The organism is Phaeodactylibacter xiamenensis (assembly GCF_965229835.1).
In the GTDB taxonomy this organism is placed as follows: domain Bacteria; phylum Bacteroidota; class Bacteroidia; order Chitinophagales; family Saprospiraceae; genus Phaeodactylibacter; species Phaeodactylibacter xiamenensis.
This window is the reverse complement of sequence record NZ_OZ245931.1, coordinates 2,261,869-2,277,997: the sequence shown is the minus strand read 5'-3', so window position 1 is coordinate 2,277,997 and position 16,129 is coordinate 2,261,869. Positions and strand designations below refer to the sequence as shown.

14 protein-coding genes and 1 pseudogene are annotated in these 16,129 nt (G+C 50.8%); 8 read left to right on the top strand and 7 right to left on the bottom strand.

From position 1 onward, the window contains the following. Positions 1 to 29: 29 nt before the first annotated feature. Positions 30 to 626: a YeeE/YedE family protein gene (locus ACO08I_RS08420; RefSeq protein WP_282781659.1), complete on the top strand. Its 597-nt coding sequence runs from the start codon at positions 30 to 32 to the stop codon at positions 624 to 626. A 36-nt stretch (positions 627 to 662) separates the two neighbouring features. Continuing rightward, on the top strand, positions 663 to 1,076 hold the full coding sequence (locus ACO08I_RS08415; RefSeq protein WP_044230085.1) for a DUF6691 family protein: 414 nt from the start codon (positions 663 to 665) through the stop codon (positions 1,074 to 1,076). A 93-nt stretch (positions 1,077 to 1,169) separates the two neighbouring features. Here the strand turns inward: ACO08I_RS08415 and ACO08I_RS08410 are convergent, their stop codons facing one another. The 4 genes and pseudogenes from ACO08I_RS08410 to ACO08I_RS08395 all read right to left on the bottom strand — a co-directional run bounded on the left by ACO08I_RS08410 (position 1,170) and on the right by ACO08I_RS08395 (position 4,464). Further along, complete coding sequence (locus ACO08I_RS08410) at positions 1,170 to 1,397, bottom strand: hypothetical protein (RefSeq protein WP_282781662.1); 228 nt, start codon at positions 1,395 to 1,397, stop codon at positions 1,170 to 1,172. A gap of 14 nt (positions 1,398 to 1,411) precedes the next feature. Next, positions 1,412 to 1,915, bottom strand: coding sequence for a hypothetical protein (locus ACO08I_RS08405; protein ID WP_282781664.1), 504 nt, complete (start codon positions 1,913 to 1,915; stop codon positions 1,412 to 1,414). Between the two features lie 63 nt (positions 1,916 to 1,978). Then, positions 1,979 to 4,117, bottom strand: a pseudogene (metG, locus tag ACO08I_RS08400) (methionine--tRNA ligase); the annotation flags it as partial. A 59-nt stretch (positions 4,118 to 4,176) separates the two neighbouring features. Continuing rightward, positions 4,177 to 4,464, bottom strand: coding sequence for a hypothetical protein (locus ACO08I_RS08395; protein ID WP_282781667.1), 288 nt, complete (start codon positions 4,462 to 4,464; stop codon positions 4,177 to 4,179). Between the two features lie 369 nt (positions 4,465 to 4,833). On the opposite strand from ACO08I_RS08395, the gene ACO08I_RS08390 reads away from it, so the two are divergent. Next, positions 4,834 to 5,967 (top strand): DUF1015 domain-containing protein, encoded by a 1,134-nt coding sequence (locus tag ACO08I_RS08390; RefSeq protein ID WP_282781669.1) that lies wholly within the window; start codon positions 4,834 to 4,836, stop codon positions 5,965 to 5,967. Positions 5,968 to 5,988: 21 nt separating this feature from the next. After that, complete coding sequence (locus ACO08I_RS08385) at positions 5,989 to 7,170, top strand: amidohydrolase family protein (RefSeq protein WP_282781670.1); 1,182 nt, start codon at positions 5,989 to 5,991, stop codon at positions 7,168 to 7,170. Here ACO08I_RS08385 and ACO08I_RS08380 read toward each other — a convergent pair. Further along, positions 7,155 to 7,664 carry a hypothetical protein gene (locus tag ACO08I_RS08380; RefSeq protein WP_421949049.1) on the bottom strand — a complete coding sequence of 170 codons (510 nt, stop codon included), beginning with the start codon at positions 7,662 to 7,664 and terminating at the stop codon, positions 7,155 to 7,157. The genes ACO08I_RS08385 and ACO08I_RS08380 overlap by 16 nt on opposite strands. A 194-nt stretch (positions 7,665 to 7,858) precedes the next feature. Between ACO08I_RS08380 and der the strand changes: the two genes are divergently transcribed. Both der and rfbC read left to right on the top strand, forming a co-directional pair. After that, on the top strand, positions 7,859 to 9,163 hold the full coding sequence (der, locus tag ACO08I_RS08375) for a ribosome biogenesis GTPase Der (protein WP_282781672.1): 1,305 nt from the start codon (positions 7,859 to 7,861) through the stop codon (positions 9,161 to 9,163). A gap of 69 nt (positions 9,164 to 9,232) precedes the next feature. After that, positions 9,233 to 9,781 (top strand): dTDP-4-dehydrorhamnose 3,5-epimerase, encoded by a 549-nt coding sequence (gene rfbC / locus ACO08I_RS08370; RefSeq protein ID WP_282781673.1) that lies wholly within the window; start codon positions 9,233 to 9,235, stop codon positions 9,779 to 9,781. A gap of 7 nt (positions 9,782 to 9,788) precedes the next feature. Here the strand turns inward: rfbC and ACO08I_RS08365 are convergent, their stop codons facing one another. Beyond that, the gene (locus tag ACO08I_RS08365; RefSeq protein WP_282781674.1) at positions 9,789 to 11,378 is read right to left on the bottom strand and encodes a sodium:solute symporter family protein; all 1,590 of its coding nucleotides are present in this window, start codon (positions 11,376 to 11,378) and stop codon (positions 9,789 to 9,791) included. Positions 11,379 to 11,440: 62 nt separating this feature from the next. Here ACO08I_RS08365 and ACO08I_RS08360 point away from each other — a divergent pair, with 62 nt between their 5' ends. Together ACO08I_RS08360 and ACO08I_RS08355 are read left to right on the top strand one after the other, a co-directional pair. Then, the gene (locus ACO08I_RS08360) at positions 11,441 to 12,154 is read left to right on the top strand and encodes a CDP-alcohol phosphatidyltransferase family protein (protein WP_282781675.1); all 714 of its coding nucleotides are present in this window, start codon (positions 11,441 to 11,443) and stop codon (positions 12,152 to 12,154) included. Positions 12,155 to 12,308: 154 nt separating this feature from the next. Beyond that, positions 12,309 to 13,121 (top strand): tetratricopeptide repeat protein, encoded by an 813-nt coding sequence (locus ACO08I_RS08355; protein ID WP_282781676.1) that lies wholly within the window; start codon positions 12,309 to 12,311, stop codon positions 13,119 to 13,121. Positions 13,122 to 13,203: 82 nt separating this feature from the next. On the opposite strand, the gene ACO08I_RS08350 is transcribed toward ACO08I_RS08355, so the two are convergent. After that, positions 13,204 to 16,005 (bottom strand): gliding motility-associated C-terminal domain-containing protein, encoded by a 2,802-nt coding sequence (locus ACO08I_RS08350; protein ID WP_421949048.1) that lies wholly within the window; start codon positions 16,003 to 16,005, stop codon positions 13,204 to 13,206. Between the last annotated feature and the right edge of the window lie 124 nt (positions 16,006 to 16,129).

Genomic DNA, 16,129 nt, shown 5'->3' with positions numbered 1-16,129 from the left:
TTTTGATAATACCAACAAATAGAATAACTATGAATTTAGCGGTAAATGCTTCATCTCTCGTCCAGTTCATCAGCCAACCCTGGCACTGGGCGGTTTCCGGTACTGCCATAGCACTGGTGCTCGCTTTGATGACATGGATGGGACGCAGCTTTGGCGTTTCTACTACTTTTAAAGCCTTCTGCAGTGCTGCAGGTGCAGGAAAAGTGTCTGACTTTTTCAAAATGGATGTCAAAGAAGAAATGTGGCGGATCGCCTTCGTGATCGGTGGCCTGATCGGTGGCTATATTGCCACTCATTTCTTACAGAGTCCTGAGCCTGTCGCGATTAGCCCGGAAACAGTCGACTACCTGGCAACGATCGGGATCAATTACCCGGAGGCAGATGCCAAGGGTATTGGTTTTGTGCCGACTTCCCTGTTCAACTTTGAGAGCCTGAGTGGTATCCTCATGGCAGTGGGAGGGGGTTTTCTGGTTGGCTTTGGTGCCCGCTATGGCGATGGCTGTACTTCAGGGCATGCGATCTCAGGTCTGGCGCACTTTCAGTTGCCTTCACTCATTACGGTGATCGGCTTCTTTATCGGTGGGCTGGCAATGACCCATTTCATCTTCCCATTCCTGGTGGGATAATCATTTTTTAAGCAAAAAGTCGTAGAACACAACGATATGAAAAACTTATCATTCCTGACAGTGGGCGTCTTTTTTGGGATTGTAATGGCCAAATCAGAGGCTGTTTCCTGGTTCCGTATTCACGAGATGTTCCGCTTCGAGAGCTTCCATATGTATGGCATTATTGGTACCGCAGTGGTATTGGGTGCTGCCTCTATGTGGCTGATGAAGAAAACGAAAATGACCACCCTTCGGGGCACACTGGTCGGTTATAATCCTATGAATTTGAACATTAAGCGGCACTTGCTTGCCGGCACGATCTTTGGATTGGGCTGGGCGCTGGTAGGTTGCTGCCCCGGGCCTATGTATGTTTTGCTGGGCAGCGGCTACACCATTATGCTGCTGATACTAGCAGGCGCTACGCTGGGTACCTTTACCTACGGGCTGGTCATAAAGTACCTGCCGCACTAAAGATAATTTCAGTTGGGTGATTTATTGGGTTACGGATGGGCTGTGCTTATGGCTCATCCTCCATTAATTGGGCTCGCAAAGCAATTTGTGAGCCTAATTTTTTTGCTGCCGGTTCCGCCAGGCGCCAAAGAACAGCAAACCTGCTCCAACCAGACTGCTGACCAAACCTGCCCTCACAAAGGTGAGGCTGAGCGGCTCCTGCCCAAATTCACGCTCGATCTGCAAAATATCCTCAATGATCAACTGACTGAAGCATACGGCTGCAATGCCAAGGAGCAAGAGGAATAAGCCAAAGGCAAAAAAAACGGTATTGTTGCGCATGTATTTGATGAGTATCAGGCACCCTCCAAAGAAGCTTGAAGCCGGAAGCATTGCCACTTCAGCTGCTGAAGGACCAGCCAGCTGTCGCAGAAAGCGGTAAGCACAAGCTCAGGAGTACGGCCCATTTTTTCGTATGGGATTTCAGTGGCAGCATTGCCCTTCGTAGTTGATTTCAGTAGCTTGCCGGCACGATAGTAGAAATAATGTTTGAACTCGAATTGTTCATTCAGCGTGAAACAGAAAACATCAGTACCGGAAGTGCGGGTGAAGTCCTGCAGGGCTTCGTCCGTAGCATTTTTGCTTCCAGGCTCTGATTTCCGGATCAGCATAGGTTGTCCGTTATGTACGGTAGCGAGGAGGAAATGAGGTGTTGGCGACTTCGATAATTTCAGAAACCCTTCTTTGAGGGTCATTGTTTTTTCGGCAGGTTCGGCGTCTATGCGCACGTGGTCGAGAAACCCTTCAGCGTTGAGTACGATATTTTTACCGGCCAGGATCAACTCATAATGGTCAGTCATGTAGCTCCAAATGGTTTAGGATTGGGCAGGCCTGGAGGAGCCTGCCCAATCTGGGTCCGAAAATTAGCGGACAATCCAACCGTTTCCGAAACCATCCTGTGGCTGAATAAAGGCAAGTTCACCTTCCTGGTTTTCGGCCATCAGGACCATACCCTGAGATTCCACACCCCGTAGTTTGCGAGGGGCGAGATTAGCCACTAATACTACGGTTTGCCCGGGCAGATCCTCAGGTTTGAAAAACTTGGCGATACCGGAAACGACGGTCCGCTTTTCACTACCAATATCAACGGTAAGCTTCAGGAGCTTGTTCGCTTTTGGCATTTTCTCGGCTGCTACAATCGTTCCTGTACGTAAGTCCAGCTTAGTGAAGTCATCAAACTCGATATTGGGTTTGACCGGCTCGCGTTCCTGCGCCTGAGCGGCTGTTTCAATAGCTTCCAGTTTTTCCTTTTGCCGGTTCACGATTTGCAGGCGGCTGTCGTCTTTGCGGTCGTGGATTTTGGCAAAAAGCAGCTCCGGTTGTCCAATCTTGTGGCCCGCCGGGAGCAGAGGCTCTTTATTGGCCAGTTGCTCCAGCGCTTTTTGGAGGTCGCCGTTTTCCAATTCCGGTAAACCCGCCAGCCTGCGCAGTTTCGGGCTGGTAAACGGAATGAAGGGGGCGGTTAGCAGGCTGAGCAGGGCAACGACCTGCAGGCCTGTAAACATGATATCCCGTATGGCCGGGTCTTCCGGGTTTGCCTTGTAGAGGGCCCATGGTGCTGCATCTTGCAGGTAAGCATTGCCCCAGGCGGATAGTTCCATGACGCCCTGAGCTGCCGTGCGGAAGCTGAAGCGGTCCAGATCCTGTACGATACGGTCCACAATCTCAAGGGCAGGGGCCAGGATTGCCTGGGTATCGGTGTTTGGAGTAGGGACAGTTCCTTCAAAATACTTATTGGACAATACAATCACCCGGTTAACAAAGTTGCCAAGGTTGTCTGCCAGTTCTTTATCGTGAAAATCCACAAACTCGTCCCATTTGAAGTCGGCGTCCCGGTTTTCCGGCATATTGCGGGTCAGGGCGTAGCGCAGAGCATCCTCCTTATTAGGGAAGTCTTTAAACTCTTCCAGGTATTGGTGCTGTTCGAGTCCCCAGCCACGGGATTTGGAAAATTTCTCACCTTCGAAGTTGAGGAACTGATTGGCCGGCACATTGACCGGAAGGTTATAGTCTCCATAGGCTTTGAGCATGGCCGGGAAGACGATGCAGTGGAACACAATATTGTCCTTGCCGATGAAGTGGATCAGCTCGCTGTCTTCGCTTTTCCAGTAGTCTTCCCAGTTCTTACCATTTTGTTTGGCCCATTCGCGGGTAGCTGAGATATAGCCGATGGTGGCATCAAACCAAACGTAGAGTACTTTGCCTTCTGCATTTTCTACCGGTACAGGTATGCCCCAGTCAAGGTCGCGGGTGATAGCCCGGGGCTGCAGCCCGCCATCCAGCCAGCTCAGGCATTGCCCAACTACATGTCGTTTCCAGGCCTTGGGATCGTGGTGCGTTTTGCCATCCAGTACGCCTTTATCGATCCATTCCCGAAGCCAGTCTTCGTGTTTGTCGAGTTTGAAGTACCAGTGGGTGGTTTTGCGCAGAGTGGGTGCGTTTCCGCTAAGGGTGGATTTGGGGTCGATGAGCTCGGTAGGGGAGAGGTCGGACCCGCAGTTTTCGCATTGGTCACCGAAGGCAGCGCCGTGGCCGCACTTGGGGCAGGTACCTGTGATATACCGGTCAGCCAGGAACTGATCGTAGTCCTCATCGTAGTATTGTTCCTGCTCTCGCTCTTCAAATTCTCCGCCTTTATTATAAAGGGTGGTAAAAAAGTCCTGGGCGGTCTCGTGGTGTATGGGAGCGCTTGTTCGGTGATAGATGTCAAAGGAAATACCGAGTTGCTCAAAGGTCTGTTTGTTGAGCCCGTGGTATTTGTCGATAATAGCCTGAGGGGAGATGCCCTCTTTTTTGGCCCGGATGGTGATGGCAGCACCGTGCTCGTCGGAGCCACACACCCAGACTACATCTCTGCCAAGCAGGCGAAGGTAGCGGACATAAATGTCAGCGGGAAGGTATGCGCCTGCGAGGTGGCCAAGGTGTAGCGCACCGTTGGCGTAAGGTAATGCGGAAGTAACGATATATCTCTTGCTCATGCTTAGTCGGCTTTGTCGGCGAAGATAATATTTCTTTCACCGTTTATTAATGGCTAAAGCAAAAGCAGAGTTCCCGGAAAAGGCTACATAAAAGAGCAGGTGCTAATTTCCCAGCGGTTGCGCGGCAGAAAATTGGTCAGCTTTATAAGCAGGGCCTGACCTTCATAGAGCAGGACGTACTGGGCGGTTCGTATATCCTTGCCAATACTGCGCACACCGGTGCACCTCATTCCAAGAAAGGAGCCCAAAGGGATCGGGCTGCCGTTAATGGACTGCCGCAGCCGGTTGAGCACTTCTTCGGGGGTACGGCCGAAAGGGCTACGGTTCATCGTCAGGTGGGTGAGTTCTGTTTTCAGAGCTAAGGTGTTCATAGGTACTCTTTTTTGCAGATTAATCGGGTGACATCTTTAAATGTTACAGTAATGACATACGATGTATGCAGAGACGTTGGATCATTGAAGAGAATTTTTTTTCTTTGCGGCGCAATAAGATTTTTTGGATCGTCGTTTTTCTATTCCTCGGCGCCGGGATTGGGATTTAGCCAAAAAAATTTAACATTTGGCAGGCAACAATCCGAAAATTCCAGGCGTTACTAAGGCGAAACATGATTAAAACAGCGTAAATTCGCTGACAAGAATTATAACTGGGGTTTAGTTTTTTAGGAGTGTAGCGGCGTAATGCTGCTACACTTTCTTTTTTTTGTAATTTCCCGCCCGAATTACAGCCATATAAAACCATTTATGCAGCTGCTACCATTCAGGGCAACTTTCCCTAAACTTGAAAAAATACAGACTCCCGAACAATTCTTTGGGACTGTAAAGCAGGAGTATGATAAATACTTCGAGGAGGGCTTCTTTCACGAAATTGAAGAGCCTTCTATGTTTGTATACCAGATTACCAAGGGGGGCAGAAGCTTCACTGGTGTAATCTCGGGAGTGCACATGGCAGACTACCTGAATGACCGGGTCCGAAAGCATGAGGAGACCCTGGCCGAAAAGGAAGAAAAGCAGCTACAGTTGCTACTGCGCCGAAAAGCGGCAGTGAAGCCGGTATTACTGGCTCATCACCCGGTACCCCTCATCAGGAACTGGCTGGAGCAATACAAGCAGGACCACGTACCGCTTATGCAGTTCAAGCTCAGCAGGGATAAAGAGCACCACAAAATATGGCGTGTTTCAGCTCCCGATCAGTTATCCAGCTTACAGGGCCTCTTTCGGGATCACGTCCCGGTTACCTATATCGCTGATGGGCACCATCGCACTTCCACAGCATTAAGGCTGTTTGATCAGACGGGGGGCGACAAAGAAGACTACGCCAGTCTTTTTGCGGCATTCTTTCCCATTCATGATATTCAGATACAGGATTTCAACCGGGTAGTCAACAGCCTTAACGGGCACTCCCCTGCGCAATTTATAGCACGGTTATCCCAGGTTTTTGAAATTGAGCCACTTGTACAGGCTGCCAAGCCCAGCTGTAAATTTGAACTGACGATGTGCCTGCGCGGAGAATGGTACCGGTTGCGTTGGAAAGAGCGGATTATGCTGGAGTATGCGAGCCAGCCGGTAGTGCTTGATGCCATGCTGCTGAATCATAAAGTGATGAGCAAGCTACTGGGTATTGAGGATGTGCGTAACGACCAACGGGTTAAATACATTGAGGGGCCTAAAGGAATACAAGGCGTGATTAAACAAGCTGAAAAAGAGCCCGACAGTGTGGCTTTCTGCCTGTATCCGGTACAAATGGAAGAAGTGATTAAGGTGGCGGATATAGGACAGGTACTGCCACCCAAGTCAACCTGGTTCGAGCCCCGAATGAAAAATGGTCTGCTGGTCAAGCGGATCGGAAAACAGGTCGGTGCAGAAGTAAAAGGATAATAGATTGAAAAAAGTAATGCAATGCGAAAGCTAACTGCGGATTATATTTTCCCTGTGGTGGGAACTCCTGTCAAACAAGGTGTTGTGGTCCTTGACGACCAAGGTATCGTTCAGTCTGTTGATGCCCGCGAGGCACATGACCCGGTCACGCTTGAGGTGCACCGTGGCGTTATTGTGCCGGGCTTCGTTAATACCCACTGCCATCTGGAACTTTCCCATATGAAAGACCGCGTGGATACAGGGACGGGTTTGTTGCCTTTTCTGCAGCAGGTGGTCAAGTTCCGGGATATTCCCATGGAGGAGATACTCGACGCTATCGACCGGGCCGATAAGGAAATGCAAGAGGAAGGCATAGTTGCTGTAGGCGATATCTCCAATAAGACTGATACTGCGGCCCGCAAAGCTGAAAGCCCGATCCGGTATTATACTTTCGTTGAGATGTTCGACTTCCTGCAGGATACCATGGCCGGGCAAACTTTTGATAACTATAAAGAAGTCTACGACAGCCAGGCATCGGGCAATGGCAACAAGAAATCGGCCGTGCCTCATGCGCCCTATACCGTCTCTCCGACGCTTTTCGGAAAAATCAATGCCCTTAATAGCCCGGATACAGACAGCACTGTTAGCATACACAATCAGGAAACGGTGCACGAGAACCGGTTTTTCCTCTCTAAAAAAGGCGGTTTCGTGGATTTTTACAATGCCTTTGGCTTTTCAGTCGAGCAGTTGAAGCCTACCGGTCAGCCATCCATCTACTACGCGATGCAGCATATGAACCCCGCTTGCCGTACCCTTTTTGTACATAATACCATGACTACGGCAGAGGATATTCAGGCTGCACAAGCCTGGAGCGATAGGGTCTACTGGGCCACTTGCGCCAATGCCAATCTTTACATCGAGAACCGCCTGCCTAACTACAAAGCCTTCCTGGACAACGGTGCGCGCATGACTATTGGTACGGATAGCCTAACCTCTAACTGGCAGCTATCGGTTCTGGAGGAAATGAAGACCATTGCTAAATATCAATCCTATGTGCCCTTCGAGACCCTGCTGCAGTGGGCAACGCTCAACGGTGCAGAAGCATTGGGGTACGAAGCAGAACTGGGCAGCATCGAGCCGGGAAAAGCACCCGGGCTCAACTTGCTGAGTATGGATGAAAGCCTGAAGCTACAGGATTCCACTCAGGTTCAGCGGTTGGCCTGATCTGCCCCGGCTTGACTGAGTAGCTGCGGGTGGTCTTGTCTTTCAGAGCCTTCCGGCAGTTTTGATTGTAAAAACTCAAAAGCTACTTCCTGTAAGTTTTCCAACTGGCAATCACTGCACGAGATTTTAAAATGGATACGCTCTGCCAGCAGCGTCTGTGCAGCGATGCCCTCCTGTTCAGGAAAATCATCTGTTGACGGTAAAGGCCCAAAGTTGTAGGCGGTGAGTGGGCAGGGCGCGAGCGGCAGGTCCATCAGCTCAAGGACCCTGATCAGGGGCGCATTCTTAACGAAGATCGTTTGGGGCCCAATGGCCAGTGCTGAAGCCTGTTGCTCAAGGGCTAAACCAACCTGAATGTTCATCAGCCCGTACGCTGTATTGAGCTGGTGTGTGCCAAATAAGTCGGTAGACGTTGCGCTTAATCCGGGCTGCGCCATAGGGCATGCCGAAAGCAAGGCAATACTGATTGCCTTCACAATTGTTAGGGTGTACATGGTTTTTTTAGGGTTGTTTTCTACTTATATGTCGCGCAAATCGTCAAATTCCATAACCGGTCAGGGAAAAAAGTTGAATTTTAACATTTGGAGCGTGCCGGAAGGCCAACTTCTGTGCAGATATGCGAGCCAGTCCACCAAGTTCTCAGATTAACCCGTATCTTTGTGGGCTGTAAAAATTTGAATACAAAGCAATGAGTAATAATATTGTAGCGGTTGTCGGCCGGCCCAACGTAGGTAAATCGACGCTATACAACCGGTTGATCGGAGAGCGGCAGGCCATTATTGATGATATCAGTGGCGTCACGCGCGATCGGCAATACGGCACCAGCTACTGGAATGGGAAAACCTTCACGGTGGTCGATACCGGCGGTTTCGTAAAGCATTCTGAAGATATTTTTGAGGCAGCTATCCGCTCTCAGGTACAGATCGCTATCGAGGAAGCGAAGGTGATTATCTTCATGGTTGATGTGACCACGGGCATTACAGACCTCGACGAAGAGGTAGCGAGTATGCTTCGCCGTACCGACAAGCCAGTCTATCTCGCTGTGAATAAGGTAGACAACCACAACCGCATGATGGAAGCAAATGAATTCTGGAGCCTGGGCTTCGAGAATACCTACTTCCTGTCCTCGCTTACGGGTAGTGGCTCTGGTGACCTGCTGGATTCGGTAGTGGAGCATATTGAAGAAAAGGAAGAGGAGCCAAGTCAGCTGCCGCGCTTTGCCATCGTGGGCCAGCCTAATGTCGGGAAGTCTTCTCTGACAAATGCGCTATTGGGGGAAGATCGTAATATCGTTACTGATATTGCGGGGACCACCCGTGATTCTATCCATTCCAAATACTCCAAATTTGATAAGGAGTTTCTGCTTATTGATACAGCAGGAATACGTAAAAAGTCAAGGGTACACGAAGACCTTGAGTTTTATTCTGTCATGCGCGCCATTAAAGCCATTGAGGAGGCCGATGTGTGCCTGCTGATGATCGATGCACAAACGGGTATGGAGACGCAGGATATGAGTATTTTCCGCCTGGCACAGCGCCGCAATAAAGGTATTGTCATCCTGGTGAATAAGTGGGACCTGGTAGAAAAGGAAACCAATACTGCCCGCGACTATGAGAAAGAGCTACGCAGCCGGATCGCGCCATTTTCCGATGTGCCTGTTCTTTTTATTTCTGTTTCGGATAAGCAGCGGATTTTCCAGGCTGTGGAGGCGGGGCTGGAGGTTTATGAAAACCGTAGCCGGAAAATCAAAACCTCCACACTCAATGAAGTTATGCTGGAGGCCATTGAGCGCTATCCGCCACCTTCTCACCGTGGGCGTTTTGTCAAAATCAAGTACGTCACTCAGTTGCCTACCTACTATCCGGCATTTGCCTTTTTCTGCAACAACCCTAAACATGTGAAAGATAACTACCGGCACTATCTGGAGAATCAGCTTCGCAAGCAGTTTAATTTCTCCGGCGTGCCTATTGGTGTGTTTTTCCGTAAAAAATAGTGATTTACCGCTGTGCTTTGGGAAAACCCGCAGTCAGCAGCTATATTGCAGGCGTAAAGTCAAACTAATATGCCATTTCTGGATACGCCCATCGAGGGGTTGAAAATATTTGAGCCTCAGGTTTGGAAAGATGACCGGGGTTATTTTTACGAAGCTTTTAACCAGCAAAGGTTCGAGGAAGCAGGTATTACTGTGCCCTTCGTGCAGGACAATCAGGCACGCTCTACCCGAGGTGTACTGCGGGGTTTGCACTATCAGGTCGGTGATATGGCTCAGGCCAAGCTGGTCCGTGTACTCGAAGGGGAAGTCCTGGACATGGTGGTGGATATCCGCCCCGGGTCAGCAACCTATGGCAAGTGGTTCAGCCTTCGGCTAAGTGCTGAAAACAAAAGGCAGCTTTTCGTACCTCGTGGCTTCGCACATGGCTATCTTGTACTCAGCCCTACGGCTGAATTCTTCTATAAATGCGATAATTTCTACTCTAAAGCGCACGAAGGTGGTATCCTTTTTAATGATGCCGAACTGGGTATTGACTGGGAGTTTGACCTCAACGAGGTAATCCTGTCTGAAAAGGATAAAGTACAGCCTGAATTCGGGGAGCACCGTCCGGTTTGGTAGACCCGTATCAGTCGATCTTTTTCAATTGCTGCGGAGGGTTCCACCGCAGAGTTAGCCTTGAAACAATTACGATGGCCAGTAACCCTGATAACATCGCCGTAGTTCGGAAAGGAAATAGCGACACCCCATCTTCAACCATTGGATAAGGGAGCAGTAAAGGTATACCAAGGGTGGCATCTCCACCTCCAAATCTCAGAAAAGCTGCAACCAATAATCCGGCAATAGCCCCGGTTGAATTGGCTTTGGGGTCGAATAATGCGCACACCAGGGCCGGAAACAGCAGGCAGTACACAAAGTCACTGCATAGGAACCACAACTCATAGACACTCTGAATATTCAAAGCAATCAGGGTAGCTGCTATGCCAATGATCCAAATCATGCGCTGCACGACCTTGCCCAGTCTGCCCGGGGAGGCTTTGGGCTGAAGCAAAGGCCGGAAAATATTCCAACTTGCCATAGAGGACGCCGAAAGAATGGACGAATCAGCCGAGGACATGACGGCCGCTGCGATGGCACCCAGCCCAATAATGCCTACCCACGATGGTGTAAGATAACGGACTACCCACGGTAAAGTAGAGGCAGCGTCCGGAGGGGAGGGTAAACCCAGTGCCGTCCAGTCGGCGGCATGGGCAGCAATACCAATCATTACAGCCGGCACTGCAGCCAGGAGGCAAACCACTCCCGCAATCAGGGACAACCGGACAGCAGTATCTGCATCTTTAGAAGAGAGGACCCTTTGAAAGTATACCTGCCAGGGTATTCCGCCAAAAATGAGCAGCAACGCGTAATCCCACCAATTCCAGTAATAAACACCAAGTGCTTCCCGACTAGGCAGCAGGCTTGCAGCCGCACCGTAAGCTTGCTGATAATTGGCCCATGCGGTTGTCCAGCCGCCAGTTTGGGCCAGCGCATAGGGCGTGACCAGCCATAAACCACCGAAGAGGAGAAGCAGCTGTACCACATCGGTTAGCGCAACAGCCCACAGCCCCCCAAGGGCAGTATAAGCGATGGTAATTACTGCCGAAACCATAATAGCTGTAGGGGTGTCCAGCCCTGCAATGGCCCCGAAGGTCGTACCCAACGCGGTCAGAATAGCAGCAGTCCAAAAAAGCTCTCCGGATAAGGCAGGCAAAAACAGCAGGGCTGTGGTACGCTTGCCAAACCGCTGTTCCAGCGGGTCCAGTAAGGTGTGAAAACGGTAGGACCGCATCCGGCGGGCAAAAAAGAGGCCACCTATAACCAGGCTTAGCGCATAACCCCATGGAGCCTGCACCCATACGAGCCCTGCACTTGATGTATACTCAGCAGTACCGTTGATGTAGCCGCCGCCAACCCAGGTGGCACTCATAGTGAAAATAGCCAGGAAAAGTGGCAACTGACGGCCAGCGAGCATCAGGCTTTCACTATCGTTGTTTTGCCTCAGGCTGGCAGCATAGGCACCTATGCCAAAGATGAGTGCATAAAAAAGCATCATTGCAAGGTAGGCGGGCCAGCTCAGCGGCTGATCGGTAAAAAAGTGCAGGTAGGCTCCACCCAGTCCCAGGAGTAGTAACAGCAGGAATGGGGGGCGGAGTAAACGCCAGGTTTGTAAGGGCATAGACTGGTTATTCTGAAATGCCGAAAATTACTCATATTTTAGCGCTACAGCAAGATCAATCTATGGGGAAACCGTACACCACTGGTCAGCGGGCTCAGGCTTGGGCCGTCCACCTCTTTACCGCAAGTGGCATTATCACTGTGTTCATGGCAATGGTGGAGGGCACGCAGCACAACTACACCAACGCTATGTGGTGGCTACTGGCTGCTCAGGTCATTGATGGAGTGGATGGTACGCTGGCCCGGTACTTCAAAGTCACGGAAGTGTTGCCGGAAATGAGTGGCAAGAGCATAGATTTTGTCATCGACTTTGCCGGGTACGCCATTATCCCGGCATTCCTCATCTATCAGGCGGGAATTATTGCTGCCCCGTATGATTTGTGGGCCGCATTTCTCATTTTGGTCACTTCGGCCATTTATTATGGTAAATCAGGTATGATTTCGGAGGATTACTACTTCATTGGCTTTCCGGTGATGTGGAATATGGTGGCTTTTTACCTGCTCTTCGTATTTGAATGGGAAAGTGCCATTAACCTTTTGTTTATAATAATGCTGGCCGTGCTGCAGTTTGTACCGGTGAAGTTTGCTTACCCAAGCCGGACAGAACGCTGGCGGGCAGGCAATTTGACAGCCACGGTGGTTTTTATCGTTTCTATGACAGGGCTGCTGTGGTATCAGCCCCGGGAGGTGCCGGTTTTTTGGTGGGGCAGTGTGTTGTCTCTGCTTTATTTCGGCATTTTTGCTGTAGTAGCTACTTTTTGGTTTGAGCGCCGATAATAATTGGGGGCAAATGGGCTTAGAGGCGCAGTTCCTAAACCCAGAACCGGAATACGACGTTACAAATTCGGCATTTATGCGTCTTAAGGGCAAATAAATGTTGAAGTCGATACCATTGTATATATTTTTAAACTAACAAAACGTGTTTGTTATCGTGAAAAGAACAATCATTTTAACGGGTGTTTTTGCAATTTTTGGACTGTTTGCCAATACGCTCAACGCACAGGAAGAAGAACAAACGGCTTCGGCTGCCAGCCTCTACAACGATGGCCTGGCCAAGCTCAAAGCGAAAGAGTATGATGCAGCGTTCGAGCTTATGGGCCAGGCGCTGGAGGCAGCAGATTCTTCCTCAGAGACCGATATCAAGGTCATGCAACTGGCCAAGAAAAATGGGGCCATTGCAGCTTACTACGTGGGCAATAGTGCACGTAAAGCCGATGACCACGAAAAGGCGCTCGAAGCTTATCAGCAGGGCGTAGACTATAACCCTGGCTTCTATGCTAATTATATTGGCAAGGCACAGGCGCTTGAAGGTATGGAGATGATGGCGAAGGCTGTTGGTGCTTACCAAACTGCTGGCGCGGCTTGCGAAAAGGCAGGCAAAGCGGACAAGGCTGAGCAAATGATCAGTAAAGCCGAGAACATGGTTGCTGTGGCCTGGGGCGACAAGGACTGGGCTTTGGTCAAGGATATGGCTGCTGCTTATCTCGAAGGTGGCGAGAGTGCAGATGTCCACTACTACCTTAGCGATGCACTGCTAAGCGATGGTAGCAAGGATGATGCGCTCATGCATGCCGAAAAAGCGATTGAGCTGGCAGTTGATGGCGCAGATAAGTACCTGATGCAGAAGGCCGAAATCCTGAAGTCTAAAGGTGATACAGCTGGCGCTATTGAAGCCTATAAGATGATCACAGACAGTAAGTACGTTGAACGCGCCAAGTACGAAATCGGACAGCTGGGCGGCTAATTCAAATTTGCCTGCTGAAAAAAAGCCCCGGACTGCCTGATTGGCGGTTCCGGGGCTTCTGTTTTTAGCTTATATCTTATGGTCAACGGTTGTTCGTAATCAGCTCAATGTAGCCTTTAAGGATTTCAGGGCCGGGCTGAATGCCGGTAACTCGTTGTTCAAAGTAGCGGCAATTGTAGAAGTAGGTCCCGTCCTCAAGTGCCTGTCCTTGCAAGTTGGTGCCGTCCCAGTTGAGATCAGGGTCATTGGTGGTGAATACGACTTGCCCCCAGCGGTTGAACACGGTGAATTCCACGCGGTCAATGAAGCAGTAGGGGTAAGGGCGGAAGATGTCATTTTGGCCGTCCCCGTTGGGCGTAAAGGCGTTCGGGAGCTGGTAGAACGGGCAGTTGTCGACGCAAATGATATTGCTGAATTCACTTTCGTTGGCAAAGGTGTCCACCGCAGTGACGGCGTAGCAGCCTGCAATGCCTATTTCTGGTTTATGGTCATAAACGGTGAGCCTGGAATCGTCAATGGAAGCGATAAACTCAAAGTCACTGCCTTCGAATGGGGCATAGTAAATCCGGTAGCCAACCACATCGTCGGTTTCCTCGCAAATATCCATCGGGTTGACCCAATCCAGCGTATTGGCAAGGGCTTCTTCATCCGAACAGTCGGTTTGGGTATCACAGCCATTTGTCACCTCGAGGGTAGGAGGGCAGGGCGCGATATTATCGATGGGAATACTGCAATTCCGTTGGGAGTTGTTCAGCAGTGGCCCTGGGATGCCCTCTATGCCATAGGTGCCGGCCGAGCGGACGTAGTAGCAGTATTCGGTGCCGTTGATGAGGCCTTCGTCCCGGTAAGGGGGCTCTGTTACGGTGGTCAGGGAATCGTAGCTCCCGCTGTCGTTTTCTCTGAAAATCGTGTATTCAAAGTTGTTCCATGGCACATTTTCTGACCAGGAAAGGATGTTGGTGTTGTCCGTTGGCTCAATGCTCAGGAATACGGAAGATGCGGGGTTGGTCAGGCCAAGCGGCTCACTCTCGTTATTCACGTAGAAAGCAACGATATAGCTGTAAGATTGCTCAGCGGTATTTAGACCAGTATCCACAAAGCAAGTGTCATTAGCCCCGGCAAAAGTCGGACTGCTGAAAATGATCCCGATCGGCTGGAAGGCATCCTCAGGAGGGTTTTGGCCCTCAGCACGTAGTACTTCGTAGACGTACGGGCCTGGGTTGAGCAAGGTGTCCAAATCCTCCGCTACCGGTTTAGACCAACAGACCTCCATTTCTCCGCCACCGGTATCGGTCGTGAGCACGCTCACATTGGTAATCAATGGGATATCCCGGTTAAGCTGCACACAGATAGAATCCGAGGCGAGGCTTTCCACCGGGTTATAGGTGGTACTGCCGGTCGGAGTGGTAAGTGCGAACTCGGCCAGGATGCGGTAGCAATAGGTCCGGCCCCGCTCCACATCAGTATCGGTATAGACATACCTGCCGTCTTCCATGTCCATGATGGGCACATTGAAAAGCTTGGTATACCCGCTGCCGTCTAGTCCGGGGGTGCAGGTATCGCGCACGAAGTTGGCATTGCCTTCCCGCCTCCATACGGTGAAGCCGCGGAAGTAATTATTTTCGGTATCCTCGCAAGCGTAAGGCATTTGCCAGGAGACATTGACTTCATTAGACTGCGGCTCGGCTTGCACATCCTCGGGAGGCGGCCCCACTACTTTTATACGCACGGTTTTGAGGGTAGCCAGTCCCGTGGTGTCGCCAAAGCCATTATCGGTCGCTTTGAAGACGACCTGGTAGAATTGGGCACTGATGGCTTCGCAAGGGACATCCCAGCGGAAAGTCTTGACAACGGGGTCTTCTTCAAAAGTTTCGGTATTGGGCGTGAAGGTCGCCGGGCCGTAGGTGACCTCGAAAGGGCCGCCAAGCGCGGTCAGGCGGACCAGCTGTTCGTCTTCGGAGAGCGGTGCGGTAGCCCGCACATCAAACTCCAGCACATTGCCGGCGATGACGCAGACTTCATCGAAGGGGACCTCCACGACAGGAGGGAGGTTTTCGCATTCTTCTACCAGTATCTGCATATCCCGGACAATGGATCCGATCTGCTGCCCATTGCGGTATTCGCGGATGAGAATGGCGATGTTGTACTCGCCTGCCCGCTGTGGGGCATCCCAAACGATATCACCCGTAAACCGGTCAATGGTAATTTGATTGTTGGGCCCCGGGTTGATCGCGGTAACCTCCTGATAATTGGGTACCGGGAGGTTCACATCCTGCATGGGGGTTATAAACTCATAGGTCAGGCTATCATTGTCGGCATCGAAGGCATTAGGGTTGTGGGTGAATACCCGGCCTACGCAGCCGATATCAATCGGGGGCTGCAGGAGTATGGGGGAGTTGTTGCAGCCCTGTACCTGAGGATTGAGAAAGGTGTATTCTGTTTGTATGTGAAAACGGACCTGATCGGAATTGGGAAAGTTGACATTCAGGATGCCCCCGTTCCGGTTGGGGTCGGTCATGGAGATGGTGTAGGTTGTCCTTGCCGGATAAGTATGAGTGGCAATATAAAAGTTGCGCTTGGTATCATTTTCCAAAATGACTCCTTGCGGTGGGCTGCCGGGGCCATTGGAGCGTGCCACCCGCTCGCAGGTGCCATCTCCCCAACAGATAGTGAGTGTGTCCCGGTCGGCAGGAATACTGCTAGCCTTGGTGTAAGTGATCACAGTAGCGCGGACCGTCAGCCCGTTTGGGCCTGTGCAATCACCATCCACAAGTTCTACTCTGATTTCACCAGCCCGGTTGTGGGTGGCAAGCAGGGTGGAAGCCCCTGCCGTTAGAAACAGCAGGAAAAGCAGAAAGCGGAGTGTATAGGATCGGTAAGACATAGGCGTAGGTATTTGTACAGTTTTCTGATAAGGCGGCCCTGGCGTTAGGCGCTCACACTCATAGTCATTGTCAATTTACTGATTTACAAACTTTAAAACGGCCATTGAGAGGAAATAGTTTGTA